Annotated in this window: 18 protein-coding genes; 14 read left to right on the forward strand and 4 right to left on the reverse strand. The window is 55.0% G+C overall.

What is annotated here, in order from left to right; translation table 11 throughout:
• Positions 1-168: 168 nt before the first annotated feature.
• The gene (gene mutS, locus ACXKZG_RS05075) at positions 169-2,730 is read right to left on the reverse strand and encodes a DNA mismatch repair protein MutS (RefSeq protein ID WP_488876228.1); all 2,562 of its coding nucleotides are present in this window, start codon (positions 2,728-2,730) and stop codon (positions 169-171) included.
• Positions 2,731-3,838: 1,108 nt separating this feature from the next.
• Between mutS and ACXKZG_RS05080 the strand changes: the two genes are divergently transcribed.
• The 8 genes from ACXKZG_RS05080 to ACXKZG_RS05115 all read left to right on the forward strand — a co-directional run bounded on the left by ACXKZG_RS05080 (position 3,839) and on the right by ACXKZG_RS05115 (position 11,292).
• Positions 3,839-4,258 carry a DUF4354 family protein gene (locus tag ACXKZG_RS05080; protein ID WP_488875801.1) on the forward strand — a complete coding sequence of 140 codons (420 nt, stop codon included), beginning with the start codon at positions 3,839-3,841 and terminating at the stop codon, positions 4,256-4,258.
• 211 nt (positions 4,259-4,469) lie between these two features.
• Positions 4,470-5,021, forward strand: a complete 552-nt coding sequence (locus ACXKZG_RS05085; RefSeq protein ID WP_013203530.1) for a fimbrial protein — start codon at positions 4,470-4,472, stop codon at positions 5,019-5,021.
• 61 nt (positions 5,022-5,082) lie between these two features.
• Entirely contained in the window at positions 5,083-5,772 is a 690-nt protein-coding gene (locus ACXKZG_RS05090) for a fimbrial biogenesis chaperone (RefSeq protein ID WP_013203529.1), read from the forward strand.
• 156 nt (positions 5,773-5,928) lie between these two features.
• Positions 5,929-8,388 carry a fimbria/pilus outer membrane usher protein gene (locus ACXKZG_RS05095; protein ID WP_488875802.1) on the forward strand — a complete coding sequence of 820 codons (2,460 nt, stop codon included), beginning with the start codon at positions 5,929-5,931 and terminating at the stop codon, positions 8,386-8,388.
• Positions 8,389-9,408: a fimbrial protein gene (locus ACXKZG_RS05100; protein ID WP_134822622.1), complete on the forward strand. Its 1,020-nt coding sequence runs from the start codon at positions 8,389-8,391 to the stop codon at positions 9,406-9,408. It abuts the gene before it with no gap.
• A gap of 189 nt (positions 9,409-9,597) precedes the next feature.
• Entirely contained in the window at positions 9,598-10,371 is a 774-nt protein-coding gene (locus ACXKZG_RS05105) for a type IV toxin-antitoxin system AbiEi family antitoxin domain-containing protein (RefSeq protein ID WP_488875803.1), read from the forward strand.
• A 6-nt stretch (positions 10,372-10,377) separates the two neighbouring features.
• Positions 10,378-10,974 (forward strand): nucleotidyl transferase AbiEii/AbiGii toxin family protein, encoded by a 597-nt coding sequence (locus ACXKZG_RS05110; protein ID WP_488875804.1) that lies wholly within the window; start codon positions 10,378-10,380, stop codon positions 10,972-10,974.
• Between the two features lie 57 nt (positions 10,975-11,031).
• Positions 11,032-11,292, forward strand: a complete 261-nt coding sequence (locus ACXKZG_RS05115) for a hypothetical protein (RefSeq protein WP_488875805.1) — start codon at positions 11,032-11,034, stop codon at positions 11,290-11,292.
• Positions 11,293-11,395: 103 nt separating this feature from the next.
• Here the strand turns inward: ACXKZG_RS05115 and ACXKZG_RS05120 are convergent, their stop codons facing one another.
• On the reverse strand, positions 11,396-12,382 hold the full coding sequence (locus ACXKZG_RS05120; RefSeq protein WP_013203524.1) for an aldo/keto reductase: 987 nt from the start codon (positions 12,380-12,382) through the stop codon (positions 11,396-11,398).
• Between the two features lie 148 nt (positions 12,383-12,530).
• Between ACXKZG_RS05120 and ACXKZG_RS05125 the strand changes: the two genes are divergently transcribed.
• The gene (locus ACXKZG_RS05125) at positions 12,531-13,478 is read left to right on the forward strand and encodes a LysR family transcriptional regulator (RefSeq protein ID WP_197535583.1); all 948 of its coding nucleotides are present in this window, start codon (positions 12,531-12,533) and stop codon (positions 13,476-13,478) included.
• Positions 13,479-13,507: 29 nt separating this feature from the next.
• On the opposite strand, the gene narL is transcribed toward ACXKZG_RS05125, so the two are convergent.
• On the reverse strand, positions 13,508-14,110 hold the full coding sequence (gene narL, locus ACXKZG_RS05130; protein ID WP_049789667.1) for a two-component system response regulator NarL: 603 nt from the start codon (positions 14,108-14,110) through the stop codon (positions 13,508-13,510).
• A gap of 368 nt (positions 14,111-14,478) precedes the next feature.
• Between narL and ACXKZG_RS05135 the strand changes: the two genes are divergently transcribed.
• The 5 genes from ACXKZG_RS05135 to narI all read left to right on the forward strand — a co-directional run bounded on the left by ACXKZG_RS05135 (position 14,479) and on the right by narI (position 22,881).
• Entirely contained in the window at positions 14,479-15,873 is a 1,395-nt protein-coding gene (locus ACXKZG_RS05135; RefSeq protein ID WP_488875806.1) for a NarK family nitrate/nitrite MFS transporter, read from the forward strand.
• Positions 15,874-16,179: 306 nt separating this feature from the next.
• The gene (locus ACXKZG_RS05140) at positions 16,180-19,941 is read left to right on the forward strand and encodes a nitrate reductase subunit alpha (RefSeq protein WP_488875807.1); all 3,762 of its coding nucleotides are present in this window, start codon (positions 16,180-16,182) and stop codon (positions 19,939-19,941) included.
• Entirely contained in the window at positions 19,938-21,482 is a 1,545-nt protein-coding gene (narH, locus tag ACXKZG_RS05145; RefSeq protein WP_013203519.1) for a nitrate reductase subunit beta, read from the forward strand. The genes ACXKZG_RS05140 and narH overlap by 4 nt, the downstream gene beginning before the upstream one ends.
• On the forward strand, positions 21,479-22,201 hold the full coding sequence (gene narJ, locus ACXKZG_RS05150) for a nitrate reductase molybdenum cofactor assembly chaperone (protein WP_455916806.1): 723 nt from the start codon (positions 21,479-21,481) through the stop codon (positions 22,199-22,201). The genes narH and narJ overlap by 4 nt, the downstream gene beginning before the upstream one ends.
• Positions 22,202-22,203: 2 nt before the next feature.
• The gene (gene narI / locus ACXKZG_RS05155; protein WP_346595679.1) at positions 22,204-22,881 is read left to right on the forward strand and encodes a respiratory nitrate reductase subunit gamma; all 678 of its coding nucleotides are present in this window, start codon (positions 22,204-22,206) and stop codon (positions 22,879-22,881) included.
• Positions 22,882-22,932: 51 nt separating this feature from the next.
• Here the strand turns inward: narI and ACXKZG_RS05160 are convergent, their stop codons facing one another.
• Positions 22,933-23,685 (reverse strand): FadR/GntR family transcriptional regulator, encoded by a 753-nt coding sequence (locus ACXKZG_RS05160; RefSeq protein ID WP_013203516.1) that lies wholly within the window; start codon positions 23,683-23,685, stop codon positions 22,933-22,935.
• Positions 23,686-23,817 lie beyond the last annotated feature (132 nt).

Genomic DNA, 23,817 nt, shown 5'->3' on the forward strand with positions numbered 1-23,817 from the left:
GGCGTCATTAACGCTGAGGCGCTTCAGTACCGAAGGAGGATTTCACTGCAGGAGTGCAGCGGGTCGTAAAGTGGTGCAAAAAAAACGGCAGGCATCATGCCCACCGTTTGGTTGTGCGTTTGAGACGGCAGCGGCCCGTGATGACCGTATGCCGTTCAGCAACGACGCTTAGAGCATCGTTTTCAGGCGATAGATCCAGTCCAGCGCCTGACGCGGCGTAAGGGAATCCGCATCCAGTGCTTCAAGTGCTTCCACTGCGGGAGAGGTTTCCTCAACCAGTAATGGCAACTGCGGGCCATCGGCTTTGCTGCTGGCCGCGCTGCCGGACAGGGTTTCCAGCTCTTTCAGTTTCTGTCGCGCACGCTTGATCACCTCTTTCGGCACGCCCGCCAGCGCGGCAACGGCCAGGCCGTAACTTTTGCTCGCAGCACCCTCCTGCACGCTGTGCATAAAGGCGATGGTGTCGCCATGCTCAACGGCATCGAGGTGAACGTTGGCCACGCCCTCCATTTTTTCGGGCAGGGTGGTCAGTTCAAAGTAGTGGGTAGCAAACAGCGTCATCGCCTTGATGCGGTTCGCCAGGCTTTCCGCACAGGCCCAGGCCAGTGACAGGCCATCATAGGTTGAGGTGCCGCGCCCAATCTCATCCATCAGTACCAGGCTGTGTTCGGTCGCATTGTGCAGGATATTGGCGGTTTCGGTCATCTCCACCATAAAGGTTGAACGGCCGGATGCCAGGTCATCCGCAGCACCCACACGGGTAAAGATGCGGTCGACTGGACCAATTACCGCCTGCTCCGCCGGGACATAGCTGCCAATATAGGCCAGCAGCGTGATCAGCGCCGCCTGACGCATATAGGTACTTTTACCGCCCATATTGGGACCGGTGATCACCAGCATGCGGCGCTGCGGAGAGAGTGATAACGGGTTAGCAATAAACGGCTCTTTCAGCACCTGCTCAACCACCGGATGACGCGCGCCGGTCAGCTTGATGCCGGGCTTGTCGGTCAGGGTTGGGCAGTTGTAATTCAGCGTCCAGGCTCGTTCGGCGAGGTTGGACAGCACGTCCAGTTCCGCCAGTGCGGCGGCACTGAGCTGTAAGGCTTCCAGATGCGGCAGCAGCAGGTCGAACAGCTGCTCATACAGGCCCTTTTCCAGCGCCAGCGCCTTGCCTTTCGAGGTCAGAACTTTGTCTTCGTACTCTTTCAGCTCGGGAATGATATAGCGTTCAACGTTTTTCAGCGTCTGACGACGCACATAGTTGATCGGCACCCGATGGCTCTGCCCACGGCTGACCTGAATATAATAGCCATGCACGGCGTTGAAGCCGACCTTCAGCGTATCCAGCCCCAGTTTTTCCCGCTCACGGATTTCCAGCTTATCAAGGTAGTCGGTCGCGCCGTCGGCCAGCGCACGCCATTCGTCCAGCTCGGCGTGATAGCCGGGCGCAATCACGCCACCGTCGCGGATCAGCACCGGAGGTGACTCAATCACCGCCCGTTCCAGCAGATCGCGCAACTCATCAAACTGGCCCATTTGCGTGCGCAGCGTTTGCAGATGCGGCGTAGCGACCTCCGCCAGCATCGCATCGAGCTGAGGCAGCTGCTGGAAGGCGTGGCGCATCCGGGCCAGATCGCGTGGGCGGGCGGTACGCAGTGCCAGACGCGCCAGAATACGCTCCAGGTCGCCGACCTGACGCAGCAGAGGCGAGAGCTCCGCGGTAAAGTCCTGCAGTGCACCAATGCTCTGCTGACGGTTCTCTAAGGTTTTAATCTCCCGCACCGGCATATGCAGCCAGCGTTTCAGCATGCGGCTACCCATCGGCGTGACGGTTTTATCCAGCACCGCCGCCAGGGTGTTTTCAATGCCGCCTGCCAGATTCTGGGTGATCTCCAAATTACGGCGCGTTGCCGCATCCATAATGATGCCGTCCTGCTGCCGCTCCATGGTCAGAGAACGGATATGGGGCAGGGAAGTGCGCTGGGTATCCTTGACGTATTGCAGCAGGCAGCCCGCAGCGCGCAGCGCATGGTGAGCCTGTTCGACGCCAAAGCCGCTCAGGTCGCGGGTGCCAAACTGCATATTCAACTGCTGACGCGCGGTATCGACTTCAAACTCCCACAACGGGCGACGACGCAAACCACGGCGATTTTCAATCAGCGACATGGCGGCGAAATCTTCGGAATAGAGCAGTTCAGCAGGATTGGAGCGGGTCAGCTCGGCGGCCATGGTTTCCAGGTCCGTCGGCTCCGCCAGGCGGAAGCGGCCAGAGCTGATATCCAGCGTGGCGAAGCCGAAGCCGCGCGGGCTCTGCCAGATGGCGGCCAGCAGGTTATCCTGGCGCTCCTGCAACAGCGCTTCATCACTGATGGTGCCTGGCGTCACGATGCGCACCACTTTGCGCTCTACCGGGCCTTTGCTCAGCGCCGGATCGCCAATCTGTTCGCAGATGGCCACCGATTCGCCCAGCTGCACCAGCTTCGCCAGGTAGTTCTCCACCGCATGATAAGGTACGCCCGCCATCGGGATCGGTTCACCGGCTGACGCCCCGCGTTTAGTCAGCGAGATTTCCAGCAGCTGCGAGGCGCGCTTCGCATCGTCATAGAACAGTTCGTAGAAATCCCCCATGCGGTAAAACAGCAGGATTTCCGGATGATCGGCCTTCAGACGCAGGTATTGCTGCATCATTGGGGTGTGGCCTGATAAATCCTTGTCAATCGACTCTTTCATAATCATTTTACTCATTTCAATTCTTTCAAGTACTTACGTGGACCTTAACACAGCCTTTACATCCACATAAACTCGTCAATTTGTCGCTCAACTGGTGCATGGAGCCTGGCCGGTCAGTTTGACGAAAAAAACAGAGGTAATCCAGTGAAGAGTACCCTGCTCAGCGGGTTTCTCAGCGAAGGCAAAACGGCTGGCTCTGCTTCAAGTGAATAGCCATCCAATCGACCCGATTTTCCAAACATTCATTATGCAGGGCAAGTCGGCAAACTCCAGCTTCCGACAACGCTCGCAATAAAATAAATGCGAAATATGTCGTGATGGCTTTAACATTACTTGTGCGATATTTATTTTATTTGTTAATAAATTATATCTGCCTTAACAAAACGCCTCAATGCATACCTATATAACGGTGGTTATTTTCCGGAATATTTTTGAAGTATTGAATCTAATAATGTTAAAAGTATTTTAATGTGAGGGTGTGGAATAGGGGAATTTCCTTACTGACCAGTATGATAGGAGACTATAGACGAAATTCAGACTGGCCTGACTCGCTATTAGTTCTTTTTTATTTGGTTAAAGGCCGCTATTGACCGCAGAGAGGGTATTTTATAAAGTATATCTTTCTGGTGTTGGCATTTGTTATGGGTTATTTAAATAAAAACAAGGAAGAAATAATATCGGAAAGCCCGTTTAAAGTTAACCTAATCCTCTCATCGGAGACTCCTGATGCGTAGGGTAAATGCTTAACGCAGGTGTTTATTTTTTCGTGATTATAAGCGTGGTTAAAGCGCTAATCACGACCTTAGATAATCCTGACGCTAAAGAAAAAACCTTATCACAGCTCAAATAACGCAGGTTGAAAAATATTTTCATCAGAGTAATTATTTATGTAAATGCTCGCGATCAACATTCGTGTGTTTTTTATCAATGACTTGTGGTTGGTTAAGAAGTGCGTGAGATTTTCATGAGAGGAATGGGATATTCATGAGTTGTACGTTTTTATCGCACTCTTAAAATGAGTGTCAGCACCTTAACAATGCACGTAAAGATGCTTGATATCATTTTTCTAATTATTTAAGTTAAGCGAAAAACATCACGAGAGTCATAAATGAAAAAAATACTGATGTTGGCATTATTGATGGTGGGGGCTCCGGCATATGCTAATCAGCTGTTCCAGCCAGGCCCAATCTACGCGACGAATAAAGATGTCGGCAGCATGACGGATCATAATAAAGCGCAGTATATGGTTTCATACCGGATCAGTATCTTTAACCCGTTAGACAGTGCCGCGACGTTATCAAAGGGCTGTTTTGTTTTATTCAACCATGCCGGTAAAGAAATTGTGGCCAGAGGCGTTGAGCTGAATTTACAACAAGAGTTTGCGCCGGGTGAGAGTAAAACGGGGACGGTCTATTTCTTCAGCGACAATGAAGCCATTTATACGCTGCCATTTGTGAAATGGATAGAAAGTAACAGTACCGAGAATGACCCAATGCCTGACGTTGTTTCAGACCTTAATGTTCGATAAATAATATTATTCATCTATCCGTGTGCGCAGTGACGGCGAGATAACACATACTTTCTATAAAGAGTTAATTAACGGAGATTCCCAATGCTTAATTGTATCGGGATGACAGGGAAATCCGTGATCACTTTAACAGGGAGTGTTTTTAATACCTCCCTATTTTGCCGGGAAAGATAATGAAATAAATTTTACATTGATAACATAGGAAATAATCATGAGTAAGCTTTGTACCAAAATCGCTGTAATAGCGGTGTCTTTAGGCCTCTCGGCCAGCGCGCTGGCGTCGGACGGGACAATCAATTTCAAAGGCGTCATTTCTGCTGCGGCCTGTACGGTCAGTAGCATTGCTGGCAGCTCCACCGCGTCGGGAACCGTCAACTTCGGTACCGTCAGTAGCACTTCGTTTGGTAAGGCTGGCAGTACCACCGGCGGCACGCCGTTCAGTATCGAACTGAAAGACTGTGCTGTTGCCTCCTCCCCCTCTATCACCTTTAACGGTGCGGCCGTCGCCACGACGGGCTATACGTCGCTCTTCTCCACTGATATTGCTGGACTGGGGATACGTATCAGCGACGCGGATAATCTTTCGACTGTCTATGCCCCCGGCGTCTCCTCTGAAAATACGGGATTTAACTCACTGAAAACGGGCGTAACCCAGGCTGTCGCTAATTTCAAAGCGTGGCTGGTGGATTATACCGGTAGTTCAGATTACACCGGAACGATTGATACCAATGTGACCTTTGTTATCGATTACGCCAATACCTAATATAAATATTGAGTGGAGGCATAATTAATTATGCTTCCGCTTTATATGGAGTCAATTCCCGATGAAACACACTAAACTTATTCTCGGAATAGCCTTGCTGCTGCCTTTAATTTGCCAGGCTGATGGATTAACGCTTGGTGCAACACGGCTGATTTATGAGGCTGGTAAGAAAGAAGCCAGTGTTCCTTTGCGCAATGGTCCCCGTCAGGCGCCGCAGCTGGTTCAGAACTGGGTCTCTAATTTCGACAGTCGTGATACTAATAATATTCCGTTTATTAATACGCCGCCGCTTTTTAAACTCCCCGCCGGTGGAGAAAGTCCGGTGCGGGTTGTCTATGTCGGATCGCCAACGGCGTTGCCGAAAGACCGTGAAAGCCTGTTTCTGTTAAACATCCGCACAATCCCCGCGGTGGAGAAAAAGCAAAATCCAACGCGCCTGACCATTGCCACCCAGAACATCATCAAACTTATCTACCGGCCGGAAGGATTAACCGCCCGTGGCGCGGCCGCCGCCGGAGAAAAACTGCAGATATCAGCCGGGTCTGGCCGCGTCATCATCAAAAATCCGACCCCTTACGTTGTCACCCTGACTCAGGTCACGGTTAACGGCAGCAAGATTGAAAATCCGGGCACCCTTCGACCTTTATCATCCCTTGAGATCGCGCTGCCGGCCTCTGCGCTGCGGACTTTTTCGTGGAGCACCATCAATGACTGGGGCGGCACAACCCCTTCCCGCACCGTCAATTTCTAAGACAATGTTCTGGAGATAATGATGCGTGGTGATGCTGAGCATTCAGGTCAAGGTTTTGTTGTCAGTCATCTGGCAGCAAATCGGGGAGCGGGACTGTTATTTGTCATCGTCTCGCTAATGGGGTTATCAACGGCCAGGGCGGAGCTTTATTTTAACGTGAACGCACTGAAACTGACGCCTGCGCAAAAAGCCGATACTGACCTTGAAACCCTGTCCCGGCCGGAAATTCAGATGCCAGGTGAATACACGGTGCAGGTTAGCGTTAACCGGGTAGAGCAGGGCGAATACACCCTGAAATTTATCGTCTGCGGAACCCGCTTATGCCCGGAGCTCACGCCGTCATTGTTGCAGAAGTTGGGCGTCAAGGTGGCTGCGTTCCCGGCACTGGTTTCTCTGCCTGCGGAAGCCACGCTCTCCGATCTTGCGGCGGCGATCCCCGATGCCGATACGCTTTTTGATTTTGAACGGCGGGTGCTGGAAATCACTCTGCCGCAGGCCGCGCTAAATCAGTCTGCGCGCGGCGATGTCCCCCCTGAACAGTGGGACGACGGATTGCCGATGTTTTTTGCTTCCTACAGTGCTTCCGGCTCAGAAACCCGCAATCAGTCGGCACTAAGCCAGAACCAAAGTTCTCAGTATCTGAACGTGCGCAGTGGCATCAACCTGGGACCCTGGCGTTTAAGAAACTACAGCACCTACAGCCGTACCAGTAACAACATCAGCCAGTGGAACAGTCTGCAAACGTCGGTGGAGCGTGACATCCGTCCGCTGCGTGCCCGCTTTGTCGCCGGTGAAACGGCTACCCCCGGTCTGGTGATGGACAGCTTCAGCTTCCGGGGGGCCTGGCTGGCCACCCAGGACGAAATGCTGGCGGACAGTCAGCGCGGCTATGCGCCGGAAATCCGCGGGATTGCGCTTTCTCATGCCACGGTTGAAGTGCGCCAGAACGGCAACCTGCTGTATCAGACCTTTGTGCCGCCAGGCGCCTTTGTGATCAACGATCTCTATCCGACATCCTCGTCCGGCGATCTTGAGATTACGGTGAAAGAAGAAGACGGTTCGTTGCGTAGCTACACGCAGTCATTCGCCTCGCCACCGATTTCGGTCCGTCGTGGCATGGTCAAATACTCGGTGACCGCCGGTGAATATGGCACGCGCAATAACAATGCCGAGAGCGCAGTAAATCAGCGTTTTGTGCAGGGCGAAATGCTGTATGGCGTGCTGAACAATACGACGGTGTATGGCGGCGGCCTGGTGGCCGAACATTATCGCGCCGGGACGCTCGGTGTCGGTCAGAGTCTGGGAATGGTTGGGGCGATTTCACTGGATTTGACCCTGGCAGAAACCACCTTCAGCGACGGCTCCTCCAAAACCGGGCAGTCCCTGCAAGCCAAATATAGCAAACGGTTTGACACCACCGGCACCTCCATGACCCTGGCCGGTTATCGCTATGGCACCGACGGATACTATGCATTTGATGAAGCGAGTGAGTATTTTAACAACAGCCGCCTGGCCTCGCGCTACACGCTGAAGAATAAGTCACAGATAACCCTGAATCAGAATGCCGGCGTGGCCGGATCGGTCTCGCTCAGCGCCTATCAATCCGAATACTGGAACCGGGCTAACTCACGTAATCGCTCCATCACCGGCAGCTGGAGTAAAAGTTTTTCCGGCGTCACCGTCAGCCTGAACCAAAGCCAGAGCCGGTTGTGGCGCACAGGTCGCACCGACAACAGCACCTCCGTTAACGTCAGCTTGCCAATCGGCAAATGGTTGTCGCCGACCTCCGACAGCAACATGCGGATGAGCAATAACTGGTCACAGTCAAACCGGGGAACGGGCAGCCTGTCGACCACGCTGTCAGGGACCTCACTTGAAAGCAATAACCTTTCCTGGTCAATGTCCCAGGCCCGCAGCAGTCAATCCGATGGCCGGGTGAAGAACAGTACCGCGCTGTCCGGCAGCCTGCAGGGGAGCAAGGCAACCGCCTCGTTGGGATATGCAAATTATTATGGTGAAAGCGAATCCGTTAACTGGGGAGTACGCGGCTCGGTTGTCGTCCACCCGTACGGCGTCACGCTTTCCCGGGAGTTATCGGAAGGCAGTTCCTGGGCACTGGTGCGGGCACCGGGTGGCAAAGATATCAAAATCAAAAACCGCAGCGGGCTGTCAACGGATTCGCGCGGGTATGCCATCGTCCCGTCACTGACACCCTATCGTGAAAATGAGGTCAGCCTGGACACCTCCACCTTAGAAGATGACGTCGATCTGAAGCAGTCAATCCAGCGTAAAACGCCATCGAGAGAATCGCTGGTGCTGGCTGAATATGAAACCAAAGTTGGGCTGCGGGTGTTCCTGACGCTGACAAGGGATGGACGGCCGCTGCCGCTGGCGAGTGTGGTCCGTGTGGACGACGTCAGCGGGATTACCGATGAAAAAGGGCGCGTTTATCTGGCAGGTGTGCCTGAAACAGCGCAGTTGCGGGTGTCTCTGGCCGGGGGCGAACAGCTCTGTACGGTGCCATTCTCGGCGAAGGGGCGCAGCAAAAATAACGGCATTATTGTGGCTGACTTGCCGTGTGATGCGACCACCGATCGTGGAATTAACGGAAACTAAATGATGCTAAATAGTCTGAAAATCACACTGTGCCTGATAACGTTGATGGCCGCGCTTTTAACGTGCCAGTCTGCTTCTGCAGAAGACATGAACTGCACATCCGATACCGACTCTTATGTTCTTAATCTTGGCGATGTTGCGGTTGCGGAAAGTTCGAGGGCCGGCGATATCCTGCATGTTGATACTAAAAACGTGAATGTCACCTGCAAATTAACGGGCAACTTTCAGCAGGTGTCTGAGGTCAGCCAAACCGCCTGGAGCAGTTCAGGTATGACGGTGTCGGTAGACGGCTTAACCTGCCCGGTGATTGATGAGGGGACCGCCATATCCGATTCCGGACTCGGTATCGTCTGGACAAATTTCAATTCCGCTTCCGGTACATGGTCCTGTATGACTACAGCCTTCACCGGCACATCGGTTCGTCGGGGGCTTTTATCTAATGGTTCAACCACGCTGACCGACAAAATATATGTTGTCAGAACGAATAAGGATCTTAAATACGGTGAAACCAACGCACTCTCGCAAACGGCTTACATTGATGAAGCCAATGCCGATCGCGTTGCTCGCGGCCATCTCTACAGCTTTACCTTTTCGGGCGTCATGACCGTTTCGGCGGGCGGCTGCACGGTTAGCAGCGTAACGGACGTCGAGATGGGGACATTATCATCAGCCAGCTTTACCCGTGCAGGCAGCACCGGTCCTAAGGTGCCTTTTGCCGTGAGCCTCACCGAGTGTAAGGGCGCAGCAACCCAGGCCCACTTTGACTTCACGCCGATCTATGGCTTTGCTAATCAAGACCGGGGCGTGATAGCGCTGAGTAACGATGAAAATTCAGCAACCGGCGTCGGCATTCAGCTGTTGATGAACGGCAAGGAAATCGCCGGCTTCAATGATAATGTCGCCACCATCGCCGAGGGGGATAACCTGGTGAATTTCGAAGCGAAGTACTACCAGACGGCCGAAACCGTCACGCCTGGCAGCGCCGATTCGATGGTGATATTTAATGTTTATTATAATTGATTCGCTCTGAATCTGACGCTGCGGGCGCAGGCAAAGGAACAGGGTTGGTTTAATAATATTGGTTTTTACGGCGTTTATTGCCGTGTATTGAGGTTTACTTAAACCCCGAGGCAGAGTAAGTTTGAATAAATAATAGATTACGGCAGTAATCGACGTGAATTCTGGCTTCTTCAAACCCCCTGGGGAGTTATGCTCAATCTCATTGCACGACAACAGCTTAAAAATTTGCTCCCCGTTGGCATGGTGGCGACAAAATCCTGGCTGCTCGCTCAGGGAATTAACCTTCATTTTCTTGATAATGCGGTTAAGAGCAGGACACTACTGCCACTCACGCCGGGTGTCTATGCACGAGAAGAAAAGCCGCAGCACTGGAAAGGCGTCGTTGCATCGCTTCAACGCATGCGCGACGAACCGGTCTGTGTCGGAGCATTTAGCGCACTGGAGATAGAAGGTTTGGTGCATTATCAAGCCAGAGGAAGCACACCCCACATTCACCTGTTCTCTGCGTCCCCGTTACCTGCCTGGTTACATAAAATTGACATTGATGTCAAATTCGAATGGCGTGGAGTACAACGGCTCTGGCCTTCATCGGTGACAGAAAACCCAAAGTATTTTCGTGAAGATAGCTGGCGGGAGTCGCTGCCGACCTTATGCTATTCCGGGCCTGAAAAAGCTTTTCTTGAACTGCTGGCAGACGTACCTAAAAGCATTAGCGTTGAACATGCCGATCAACTTATGCAGGGCCTGACAACATTATCACCGCGTAAGTTAGATCTGCTGCTGCAAGCAAGTTCCAGTATCAAGGTGAAACGTCTTTTTCTGTGGTTGGCCAACCGACACCAGCATGCCTGGCTTAAATATCTGGATCCAGAACGGTATGAGCTTGGTACGGGAAAGCGAGAAATCGCAAAGGGAGGGCGGCTGGACAAGACGTGGCAGATAACGGTACCCAGAGAGATGTAAATCGATATGGACAGGGAAAGCATTTACCATAAGCAGGTCCAGCTGTTACTTCAACTGATCCCCTTCATCGCCAGACATGACTGTTTTGCATTGAAAGGCGGCACCGCAATAAATCTGTTTGTACGCAATCTTCCTCGCTTATCCGTAGATATCGATTTGGTGTTTTTGCCCGTGCTGGAGCGCGAAGAATCGTTAATGCAGATAAAAATAGCATTGGACGCTATTGCGCAAGCGGCAACAAGTGCACTGCCGGAGTGTAAGGTGAGCAAGTCCTATGAAGATAAAAATGATGCTTTGCGGCTGTTGGTTGAGCGTGCAGGAATACTGATCAAAATTGAACTCTCACCGGTGTTGAGGGGAACCGTCTATCAGCCACATGTCCAGCCTGTCTGTGAAGCCGTTGAAGATGAGTTCGGCTTTGCAGAAATGTCCGTAGTCGCTTTCGCCGATCTTTATGCGGGCAAAATTTGCGCTGCGCTTGACCGCCAGCATCCCAGAGATTTGTTCGATGTTAAGTTCTTGCTGGATAACGAGGGAGTGACAGAGTCGCTACGCAAAGCCTTGCTGGTGTATATCATCAGCCATCCCCGGCCGATTACTTAATTACTTCAGCCACATTTTAAAGAGATATCCGGGCTTTACGCAGGTGAGTTTAGAAATATGGCAGAAGTAGATGTTACGTTAAATGAGCTTGAGGATGTGCGAAAAGATCTTGTCGAATGTATAAACAGGTCTCTTTCCCGGGCTGAACGTGATTTTTTGATATCGTTTAAAAAAGGCTCCCCGGACTGGCAATTGCTTGGATTGCCCGGGGTTGACCAGTTACCCGCCGTACGTTGGAAGCTGCATAACCTCGCCAACATGAACAAGGCTAAACATGCCGAAGCTTTGACTCTTCTCCGGCATGTTTTGCATCTTTAAGCATATTGAACCTATCGGTGCCCGACCGCTCCAGCTGAGGAGAAATCTTGCAGCTTAAAATCATCTGCATTGAAAGCCTTCCGTTCAGGAAGGCGTCAGTTGCTTACCAGCGCTGATGAACCCACGGGGCAATTTTGTTTTGATAAAGGGTTTTCAACGCCAGCATAGTGTCGTCGGACAGGTCGGCGAGAGCGCTTGCTTGCGCATTGGTTTCTGACTGGGCTTTATTTTTAGAGCCGGGAATGATCACCGAGACATTTTCATTCATCAGGATCCAACGCAGCGCGAATGTTGCCATGCTGGTGTCACCCGGCAGCAAGCGACGGATATCTTCCACGGCATCCAGCGCCACATCGTATGGCACGCCCGCAAAGGTCTCGCCTTTATCAAACTGCTCGCCATTACGGTTGAAGGTGCGGTGATCGTCGGCTGCGAACGCGGTGTCAGCGGTCATTTTGCCTGTCAGCACGCCGGACGCCAGCGGGACGCGGGCAATGATAGCGACATCCCGGCGTTTGGCCTCATGAAGCAGAAGCTCGGCAGGGCGCTGCCTGAAAATGTTGTAAATCAGCTGGATGGAAGACACATTCGGGTATTCAAGCGCCTTCAGGCCTTCTTCGACTTTTTCGACAGAAACCCCGTAGCTGCGAATTTTGCCGGAGTTAATCATTTCATCCATCACCGCGAAAACTTCAGGGGTGTAATAGATCTCGGTTGGAGGGCAGTGCAGCTGGACTAAATCCAGCGTCTCGGTTTGCAGGTTATCTCGGGAACGATCGACAAAGTCATTAAGATTTTTTTCGCTGTAGCCGGATGCCACATGCGGTGAAAGGCGACGCCCTAGTTTGGTCGCCACGAACGGGCGATCTCCTCCTCGTTCATTTAGCACCTCGGCGATGATTTTTTCGGAACGGCCATCACCGTAAACGTCAGCGGTGTCGATAAACGTCATCCCGGCATCCAGCGCCGCATTCAATGCACCTTTCGCATCTTCCATGCTGACTTCACCCCAGGTGCCGCCGATGGCCCAGGCGCCAAAACCGATTTCGGAAACACGCTGGCCCGTTTTACCAAGAATTCTGTTCTTCATGAAAACTTCCTTTTGAGGGTGCCGACAGCTTACGCACCGATTGTTCAAACTGAGTAGGGAACGTTTAACAGAGCTTAGCGTTTACGGGCCATGAGATCCCATGCTAAAAGATGCATGCTATTCATTGAATCAGTTAATGGTATTCATCATGAAAATGGAACGTGTTGATTTTGCCGATCTGCAGGCCTTCCTGGTGGTACTGCGCTGCCGAAGTTTCAAGCTTGCCGCCATCGAACTTGGCCTCTCTTCTTCCGCCATAAGCCATGCCATACGCCGGGTGGAAACCCGACTCGATGCACGGCTTTTGAACCGGACCAGTCGCTCGGTCTCACCCACAGCGCTTGGGCTGGAGGTGGCTGAGAAGCTCTCCGAGGGTTTTGATGTCATTTCATCCGCGCTGGATACCGTTAACGCGCCTGGCCGCAGTCGTTTCGGCGTATTGCGACTCAATGTTTTTGCCGATGCTGCCGCGCAGTTAATCGTGCCGGCGCTGAAAGCGTTTGCCGAACAGTGGCCAGACGTCAGGCTGACGGTGGTTGTCGAGGACAGGCCGGTCGATATTACCTCTGAAGGCTTTGATGCCGGCATGCGTTACGGGCATCTGGTGCCCGAGGATATGGTTGCCGTCGCCTTGACCGATACGCAGCGTTGGATCGTGGTCGGCTCGCCGGAGTATGTGAAGCGTCATGGCGTGCCAACCACCCCGGCTGAATTATCAGAACATAACTGTCTGCAACTGCTTCTTGGCAATAACGCCAGTTTCCGCTGGGAGTTTGATGGGGCTGACGGTGTTTACAGCATGAGTGTGCCGGGTGCTATCACCTTGAAAGATACCTCAACCACTATCGCCGCCGCCATCGACGGGATTGGCCTCGCCTATGTGCTGGAGTCGCGGGTCGATGCTGAGCTTGCCAGCGGGTCACTGATCAACGTGCTGCCGAGCCATGCATGTCAGGGTGAGCCGTTTCACATGTACTACAGCAGCCGTCGCTATGTTCATCCAGCCTTACGGGAGCTTATTAATATCATTCGCAGGAATAACGGATTACAGACGTTGCCCGATTTGCCGGATAAGGATCCGGCGAAGGAAAGCTGAGGGTTTTGACAGTCGCCGGCAGTGCTTGCTCACTCATGCCCGCTCTGCAACGCCCAAACGGCGGCTTCGACGCGGGACTTGAGCTTCATCTTTTTCAGCAGATGCTTAACGTGAACCTTGACCGTGCTTTCGGTGATCGACAGCTTGCGGGCGATGGCTTTATTGGTCATGCCCTGGCTGATCAGCTTGAGGATATCGCGCTCGCGGCGGGTGAGCTGTTCGATGTCCCGTTCGTCGGAAGGGCGGTTTTCCCGCAGGCTGGCGACCAGCACATTGGTCAGCGTTTCACTGAGCACCATTTGCCCGGCGGCGGCCTGATGCAGCGATTTCAGCAACTCTTCCGGCTCCATATCCTTTAGCAGATAGCCATCGGCACCGCGCTTCAGCGCATTCACCACGTCATCTTCATGATCCGACACGCTGAACACCACGATGCGGCCAGAGAGCTCGATGGTGCGCAGTTGCACCAGCGTATCCAGCCCGTTCATGCCCGGCATATTTAAGTCCAGCAGGATCAGGTCCGGATCCAGTTCCCCCGCCAGTTCGACGCCGAGCGTGCCGTTGCCCGCTTCGGCAACCACCTGCAACCGCTCGTCCAGCGCGATCAGCTGCTTCACCCCGTTGCGCAGCATCGGATGATCGTCAATCAGTAATATGGTGGCGGCTTCTTCTTTCACGGTGGTGTCCTTTGGGTCAGTGCTGTTACAGGCCAGACTGGCCGGGCCTGAGCGTTATTCTACGTATCCCGGGGATTATCCCTATACCACTTAATGGGTAACACCAAATTTCCAAATCTGTTCAGAAATTGATTATAGCGTAGCAGTAATGTTTTAAAGCTGAGGATTTACAGCAGGTTAATTAATCCCCCTCATCTACCTCTTTTGGAGTCTGGCGCTGAAAACGCGCAGTAACTACCTGTCGTCTGGTTGATTTGCATCAACCTGAATCAGCAGAGCGATCAGCAGGATGTGCGTTAAATCTTCCTGTCACTGAGAACACTATGTCGCTTACACCTTCTACTCCCTTAACCAAAGGCGGAACGGTCATTCAGGACTGGCAGCCTGAAAATGCCGAATTCTGGCAGCAATACGGCAAACGCATCGCCAGCCGTAACCTGTGGATTTCGGTGTTCTGCCTGCTGCTGGCGTTCTGCGTCTGGATGCTGTTCAGCGCCATTACCGTCAATCTGAACAAGGTGGGGTTTAACTTCACCACCGAACAACTGTTTTTGCTGACCGCACTCCCGTCCGTGGCCTGCGCTTTGCTGCGTGTGCCTTACTCGTTTGTGATCCCCATTTTTGGTGGCCGCCGCTGGACGGCGTTCAGTACCGGCATCCTGCTGGTCCCCTGCCTGTGGCTCGGGTTTGCGGTGCAGGACACCCAGACCTCGTTCTCCACCTTTATGATTATCGCCCTGCTGTGCGGCTGTGCCGGAGCCAACTTCGCTTCCAGCATGGGCAATATCAGCTTCTTCTTCCCGAAAGCGAAACAGGGCAGCGCGCTGGGAATTAATGGCGGCCTGGGCAATCTCGGCGTCAGCGTGATGCAATTCTTCGCCCCGCTGGCCATCTCCTTCGGCATCTTCAGTTTCTTTGGCGGAGGTTCGCAGGTGGCTGCCACCGGCGAGGTGATCTGGCTGGAAAACGCCGCCTGGCTGTGGGTACCGTTCCTGGTGATTGGCACCCTGTTGGCCTGGTTTGGCATGAACGATTTGGCCTCCTCGAAATCCTCGCTGCGTGAGCAGCTGCCGGTGCTGAAACGCGGCCATCTGTGGATTATGGCGGTGCTGTATCTGGCGACCTTCGGCTCGTTTATCGGCTTCTCGGCGGGCTTTGCCATGCTCTCCAAAACCCAGTTCCCGGACATCGTGATCCTCAAGTACGCCTTCTTTGGCCCGTTCCTTGGCGCGCTGGCCCGCTCCGTCGGCGGCATGCTGTCCGATAAATTCGGTGGCGTGCGCGTCACGCTGATCAATTTTGTGGTGATGACCGTCTTCAGCGGACTGCTGTTTATGACGCTGCCTGCGGGCGACCATCCGGGATCGTTTATCGCCTTCTACAGCGTGTTTATGGTGCTGTTTATCAATGCCGGTCTGGGCAGCGGGTCAACCTTCCAGATGATCGCGGTTATTTTCCGCAAAAATACCCTTGAGCGGGTGAAAGCGCAGGGCGGCAGCGACGAACTGGCGCAGCATGAAGCGGTAACCGAAACCTCCGCAGCGCTGGGCTTTATCTCCGCCATTGGTGCCGCAGGCGGCTTCTTTATCCCGCAGATGTTTGGCATGTCACTGGCGATGAGCGGATCCCCCGCCGGCGCAATGAAAGTCTTCCTCGGTTTCTACCTGCTCTGCGTGGTGATCACCTGGGCGGTCTACGGCCGTAAGAAAGTCGGCTAGCGGTTATTCGGTCCGTTTCGGCAATGTCGAGGCGGACCGCAAGCCACTACTCCCTCTGCGCCGGGCAGGCGTAACGGGCAGCGGAAAGGGGATGCGAAGCGTATTTTTATGGAACAATTTCAGACAAATACGCGCTTTTCACCGCCTCCTCCTTTAGTGGTATTCCGACTAAAACCCTCGGGTTTAGCCTCTGTTTCTGTTGATCGCCATCAATCTGCCCCTTCGGGGGCAACAGTACTCTGCCCGCAGATTAAGCAATGTCGTCGCTCCACACCTAACAATATCAGGCCTTCAGGAGAATTCCGGATGAGCAAGTTTCTTGACCGGTTCCGCTATTTCAAACAGCTAGCCGAACCTTTTTCTGGCAAACATGGCCAGACCCTCAACGCCAACCGTGACTGGGAAGACGGCTATCGCAGCCGCTGGCAGCACGATAAAATCGTCCGCTCGACCCACGGCGTGAACTGCACCGGTTCCTGTAGCTGGAAGATTTACGTCAAAAATGGCCTGGTCACCTGGGAAACCCAGCAGACCGACTATCCTCGCACCCGCCCGGATTTGCCAAACCACGAACCGCGCGGCTGCCCGCGTGGTGCCAGCTACTCCTGGTATCTTTACAGCGCCAACCGCCTGAAATACCCGTTAATGCGCAAAAAGCTGATCGCCCTTTGGCGTGAAGCGAAGCTGCAGCACAGCGATCCGGTCGAGGCCTGGGGTTCCATCGTCAGCGATGCGGAAAAAGCCAAAAGCTATAAGATTGCCCGTGGACGCGGCGGTTTTGTTCGCTCCAGCTGGCAGGAAGTGAACGAGCTGATTGCCGCCTCGAACGTCTATACCGCGAAAACCTTCGGCCCGGATCGCATCGTTGGCTTCTCGCCGATCCCGGCGATGTCGATGGTCTCTTATGCCGCCGGCGCCCGTTATCTGTCGCTGATTGGCGGCGTGTGCCTGAGTTTCTACGACTGGTACTGCGACCTGCCGCCCGCGTCGCCAATGACCTGGGGTGAGCAGACCGACGTGCCGGAATCGGCTGACTGGTATAACTCGTCCTACATCATTGCCTGGGGCTCAAACGTGCCTCAGACCCGCACGCCGGATGCGCACTTCTTCACTGAAGTTCGTTATAAGGGCACCAAAACCGTCGCTATCACGCCGGATTACGCCGAAGTGGCCAAACTCTGCGATCAGTGGCTGAACCCGAAACAGGGCACCGACAGCGCGATGGCGCTGGCCATGGGCCACGTGATGCTGAAAGAGTTCCACCTCGATCGTGAAGTGGCCTATTTCCGCGACTACGTTCGCCGCTACAGCGATATGCCGATGCTGGTGCTGCTTGAGCCGCGTGAAGGAGGTTTCTATGCCGCCGGCCGTCAGCTGCGTGCCAGCGATCTGGTCGATGGCCTGGGCCAGCAAAACAACCCCGAATGGAAAACCATTGCCATCAATGAGGCGGACGGCGAGCTGGTTGCCCCGCAGGGGTCGATTGGTTTCCGCTGGGGTGAGCAGGGCAAATGGAATCTGGAATCCCGTGAAGGCAAAGGCCAGCAGGAGGTGGAGCTTCAGCTCAGCCTGCTCGGTAAGCATGACGAGGTGGTTGAGGTGGGCTTCCCGTACTTCGGCGGCATCACCAGCGAGAACTTCAACAGCGTCGCGCTGGAAGAGATCCTGTTGCACAAGCTGCCGGTGAAGCGCCTGACCTTAGCCGACGGCAGCGAAGCGCTGGTAACCAGCGTCTACGATTTGACCCTGGCCAACTATGGCCTGGAACGCGGGTTGGGCGATGCCAACTGCGCGCAGAATTACGATGAGGTCAACGCCTACAGCCCGGCATGGGCAGAGCAGATCACCGGCGTGTCGCGCCAGAACATCATCCGTATTGCCCGTGAGTTTGCCGAAAACGCAGAGAAAACCCGTGGCCGCTCGATGATCATCGTCGGTGCCGGTATGAACCACTGGTATCACATGGACATGAACTACCGTGGCCTGATCAATATGCTGGTGTTCTGCGGCTGCGTCGGACAAAGCGGTGGCGGCTGGGCGCACTACGTGGGCCAGGAAAAACTGCGGCCGCAGACCGGCTGGACGCCGCTGGCCTTTGCGCTGGACTGGCAACGTCCGCCTCGCCATATGAACAGCACCTCGTTCTTCTATAACCACTCCAGCCAGTGGCGCTACGAGTCGGTCACCACCGAAGAGCTGCTGTCGCCGCTGGCGGATAAAAGCCGTTACAGCGGCAGCCTGATTGACTTCAACGTGCGCTCCGAACGCATGGGCTGGCTGCCGTCCGCGCCGCAGCTCAACGTCAATCCGCTGCACATTGCCGCTAAGGCCGACGCAGCCGGCATGTCGCCGGTGGATTACACCGTCGACAGCCTGAAGCAGGGCACGTTGCGCTTTGCGGCGGAACAGCCGGACAGTCCGCAAAACTTCCCAAGGAACCTGTTCGTCTGGCGTTCCAACCTGCTGGGCTCCTCCGGTAAAGGGCATGAGTACATGCTGAAATATTTACTCGGCACCGAAAACGGCATTCAGGGCAAAGATCTCGGCCGTCAGGGCGGCGTGATGCCGGAAGAGGTGGAATGGCAGGATAACGGCGGTGAAGGCAAGCTCGACCTGGTGGTGACCCTGGATTTCCGCATGTCCAGCACCTGTCTTTATTCCGATATCGTGCTGCCGACCGCCACCTGGTATGAAAAAGACGACATGAATACCTCGGATATGCATCCGTTTATTCATCCGCTCTCGGCGGCGGTCGATCCGGCCTGGGAGTCGAAAAGCGACTGGGAAATCTACAAAGGGATCGCCAAAACCTTCTCAGAGCTGTGTGTCGGCCATCTTGGGGTGGAAACCGATGTGGTCACGCTGCCGGTGCAGCATGATTCCCCGGCCGAACTGGCGCAGCCGTTTGAGGTGAAGGACTGGAAAAAAGGCCAGTGCGCGCTGATCCCAGGCAAAACCGCGCCGCACATCATTGCGGTAGAACGTGACTACCCGGCCACCTGGGAGCGTTTCACCTCGCTGGGGCCGCTGCTCGATAAGCTGGGCAACGGCGGCAAAGGCATCAGCTGGAATACCCAGACCGAAGTCGACTTCCTGAAGCAGCTTAACTACGTCAAGGCGGACGGCCCTGCCGCCGGTCGGCCAAATATCGACAGCGCGATTGATGCAGCGGAAGTGATCCTCTCGCTGGCACCGGAAACCAACGGCCAGGTGGCCGTCAAGGCCTGGCAGGCGCTGAGCAAAATCACCGGCCGCGACCACACGCATCTGGCGCTGAATAAAGAAGACGAGAAGATCCGCTTCCGCGATATTCAGGCGCAGCCACGCAAAATTATCTCCAGCCCGACCTGGTCAGGCCTGGAAGATGAGCATGTGTCGTATAACGCCTGCTACACCAACGTTCATGAGCTGATCCCCTGGCGCACGCTGAGCGGCCGTCAGCAGCTGTATCAGGATCATGAGTGGATGCGTGCCTTCGGCGAAAGCCTGCTGGTGTACCGTCCGCCAATCGATACCCGTGCCGCGAAGCCGTTCCTCAACCAGAAGCCTAACGGCAATCCGGAGAAGGCGCTGAACTTCCTGACGCCGCACCAGAAATGGGGCATTCACTCCACCTACAGCGACAACCTGTTGATGCTGACGCTGTCGCGCGGCGGGCCGATTGTGTGGATGAGTGAGGACGATGCCCGCGAGCTGGGCATTGAGGATAACGACTGGATTGAAGCCTTCAACGCCAACGGCGCGCTGACGGCCCGTGCGGTGGTCAGCCAACGTATTCCAGCTGGGATGACCATGATGTACCACGCCCAGGAGCGCATCGTGAATATTCCCGGTTCGGAAATCACCAGCCAGCGCGGAGGCATTCATAACTCGGTCACGCGGACCTGTCCGAAGCCGACCCATATGATTGGCGGCTACGCGCAGCAGTCCTACGGCTTTAACTATTACGGCACCGTCGGCTCGAACCGTGACGAGTTCGTGGTGGTGAGAAAAATGAATCACGTTAACTGGTTAGACGGTGAGGGCACCGACGATTGCCAGGGCAGCCAGCAGGAGAAACAGCCATGAAAATTCGTTCGCAAGTCGGCATGGTGCTGAACCTCGACAAATGCATCGGATGCCACACCTGTTCGGTGACCTGTAAAAACGTCTGGACCAGCCGTGAAGGCATGGAATATGCCTGGTTCAACAACGTCGAGAGCAAGCCGGGCGTGGGCTATCCCCATGCCTGGGAAGATCAGGAGAAGTGGAAGGGCGGCTGGATCCGTAAAATCAACGGCAGGCTGGAGCCACGCATGGGCAGCCGCGTCGGGCTGCTGTCGAAAATCTTCGCCAACCCGCACGTGCCGGAGCTGGATGACTATTACGAGCCGTTTGATTATGACTATCAGAATTTGCATACCGCGCCAGCGGGCAAGCATCAGCCGATAGCCCGTCCGCGCTCGCTGATCACCGGCAAGCGGATGAAGAAGATCGAAAACGGCCCGAACTGGGAGGAGATCCTCGGCGGCGAATTTTCGAAACGCTCCGCCGATCAGAACTTCAATAACATCCAGAAAGCGATGTACGGCCAGTTTGAAAACACCTTCATGATGTATCTGCCGCGCCTGTGTGAGCACTGCCTGAATCCGGCCTGCGTGGCGACCTGTCCCAGCGGCGCCATTTACAAGCGCGGCGAAGACGGCATCGTGCTGATCGATCAGGACAAATGCCGCGGCTGGAGGATGTGCCTGACCGGCTGCCCGTACAAAAAAATCTACTTCAACTGGAAAAGCGGCAAGTCGGAGAAGTGCATCTTCTGCTATCCGCGCATTGAAGCGGGTCAGCCCACCGTCTGTTCAGAAACCTGCGTCGGCCGCATTCGTTATCTCGGCGTGCTGCTGTATGACGCCGATCGCATCGAACAGGCGGCCTCAGCGGAGAACGAGCAGGATCTCTACCAGCGTCAGCTGGATATTTTCCTCGATCCGAACGATCCGGCGGTGATTGAACAGGCGCTGGCAGACGGCATCCCAAACAGTGTGATTGAGGCCGCGCAACGGTCGCCGGTGTGGAAAATGGCGATGGACTGGAAGCTGGCGCTGCCGCTGCACCCGGAATACCGCACCTTACCGATGGTCTGGTATGTGCCGCCCTTATCGCCGATCCAGTCGGTTGCTGATGCCGGTGAACTTGGCCACAGCGGCGTGCTGCCGGATGTGGAAAGCCTGCGTATTCCGGTGCAGTACCTGGCGAACCTGCTGACGGCGGGGGATACCGCGCCGGTGTTGCTGGCGCTGAAGCGGATGCTGGCGATGCGTCATTACAAGCGCGCCGAAACCGTCGACGGCGAAGTGGATACCCGCGCGCTGGAGCAGGTTGGGCTGACGGAAGCGCAGGCGCAAGAGATGTACCGTTACCTGGCGATCGCCAACTACGAAGACCGTTTCGTGGTGCCCTCCAGCCACCGTGAGCTGGCGCGTGAAGCCTTCCCGGAAAGCAAAGGCTGTGGCTTTAGCTTTGGCGACGGTTGCCACGGCAGCGACAGCAAGTTCAATTTGTTTAACAGCCGCCGCATTGATGCGATAGATGTGGGCCGCAAAACGCCACCGCAGGAGGATCGGTCATGATCAGCTTACGTGTTATTGGCCGACTGATGGATTACCCGGAACAGGCGCTGTTCGATCACGCTGCCGAGCTGGTGGACGCGCTGCAAAGCGCGGCTGAGCTGGATGCGGATAGCCGTGCGCCGCTGGTGCAGTTTATCCACGACTTCTGCGCCCGTCCGCTGCTGGACGTGCAGGCGGAGTACTGCGAGCTGTTCGATCGTGGCCGCGCTACTTCGCTACTGCTGTTCGAACATGTGCACGGCGAATCCCGCGATCGTGGTCAGGCGATGGTCGATCTGCTGGATCAGTATCGTGCCGACGGTCTGGAGCTGGATTGCAAAGAGCTGCCGGACTACCTGCCGCTGTACCTGGAGTATCTGGGCAATGGTTCAGTGCAGCGGGCACGCGGCGGATTACAGGATATCGCGCCGATTCTGGCGCTGCTGGCGGCACGTCTTCAGCAGCGCGAAAGCCCGTATGCGCGGTTATTTGACGCGCTGCTGTCGCTGTCCGGCAGCGGTGTGCAGGCCGACGCCCTGCAAAGCCAGGTGGCAAGCGAAGCCCGCGATGATACGCCAGCCGCGCTGGATGCGGTGTGGGAAGAGGAGCAGGTGAAGTTCCTCGGCGAGCAGGGCTGCGCCTCTGCGCAACAGGCCACGCATCAGCGTCGCTTTGCTGGCGCGGTCAAGCCTCAGTATCTGGACGTGGCGCAGGCCACGCCACGTTCCTCAGGACACTAATCATGCACTATTTATCGCAGTTCTTTTTCGACATCTATCCCTATATTGCCGGCGCGGTTTTCCTGATCGGCAGCTGGTTACGCTACGATTATGGCCAGTACAGCTGGCGTGCAGGCTCCAGCCAGATGCTGGATAAAAAAGGCATGCGTCTGGCCTCGAACCTGTTCCATATCGGCATTATGGGCATCTTCTTTGGCCATATTGTCGGCATGTTAACGCCGCACTGGATGTACCAAGCGTTCCTGCCGATTGACGTTAAGCAGAAGCTGGCGATGATCGCCGGCGGCATTTGCGGGCTGTTAACGCTGGTGGGCGGCGGGCTGTTGCTGAAGCGTCGTCTGACCAATCCCCGCGTGCGGGCCACCAGCAGCCTGGGCGATATCCTGATCCTGACGTTGCTGGTGGTGCAGGTTTGTCTGGGATTACTGACCATCCCGTTCTCGGCCCAGCATATGGACGGCAGCGAGATGATGAAGCTGGTGGCCTGGGCGCAGGCGGTGGTGACCTTCCACGGCGGGGCTTCTCAGCATCTTGAGGGCGTGGCGGTGATTTTCCGCCTGCATATGGTGCTGGGGATGACGCTGTTCCTGCTGTTCCCGTTCTGCCGCCTGGTGCATATCTGGAGCGCGCCGGTCGAGTATCTCACCCGCCGCTATCAGATTGTGCGTAACCGCCGTTAACTTTTTAGCGAGCGGAGTATTGCAAGGCCAGGGCTAATCCCCTGGCCTTTTTTATCCCCGACCAAAAATTTCAATCACCGCATCCAGATGATCCTTCATCGCTTTTTTCGCTGCACGCGGATCGCGCGCGCGCAGGGCTTGCAGGATCGCCAGATGTTCGGTTTCAGAGCGATGCGGCATATCCTGCGGGGTGTAATGCTGTTGCAGGCTGCGGAACATGCTGCCGTAACGGTGTCCTAACAGATGGGCGATGATAAAGGCATAGGCCGGATTGCCGCTGGCCTGCGCAATGCGGATATGAAACAGCCGATCGCCGGGATGCGTCGCCGAGCCTTGCCGGTTATCGCGGCAGTTCTGCTCATAAGCCTGCTCAATCAACGCAAGTTCGTCTTCTGACGCATGGCGTGCGGCCAGTGCGGCGGTTTCAGGTTCAATCAACCGGCGGGTTTGCAGCAGCGAAAACGGCGGCAGTTCGGCGCTGAAATCCAGCTGGATATCCAGTTCATCATCCACATCGGCCCACTGATCGCGGCCAGCCTGCATCATCACCGGCTCTTCCGACGCGACGGTGCCGGGATGGCAAACAATGACTCCGTTGCCGACGCGCACATCCACGAGGCCAATCACTTCTAACGCGATTAACGCTTCCCGCACCGACGCGCGGCTGACCTGCAGCTGACTGGCAAGATCGCGCTCGGCGGGAAGCTTGCTGCCAGGCGGAAATTCACCGCTGGCAATAAGCTGTTTCAGCTGATCGGCAATCTGGCGGTAAATTCTTGGATTTTCTAATTTTTTTATCGGCATGGCTCACCAGGCAGTTTTTCAGTTAAGCGATTCAGCCAGCATTTTGCAGAAATACGGCTTGCTGGAATGTTTTTAACATGTGAAAAATTGGTTAAATAAATAGCGCGTTTTACGGCTGAATATGCCCTGAAT

Source organism: Erwinia sp. 2186 (genome assembly GCF_057812255.1).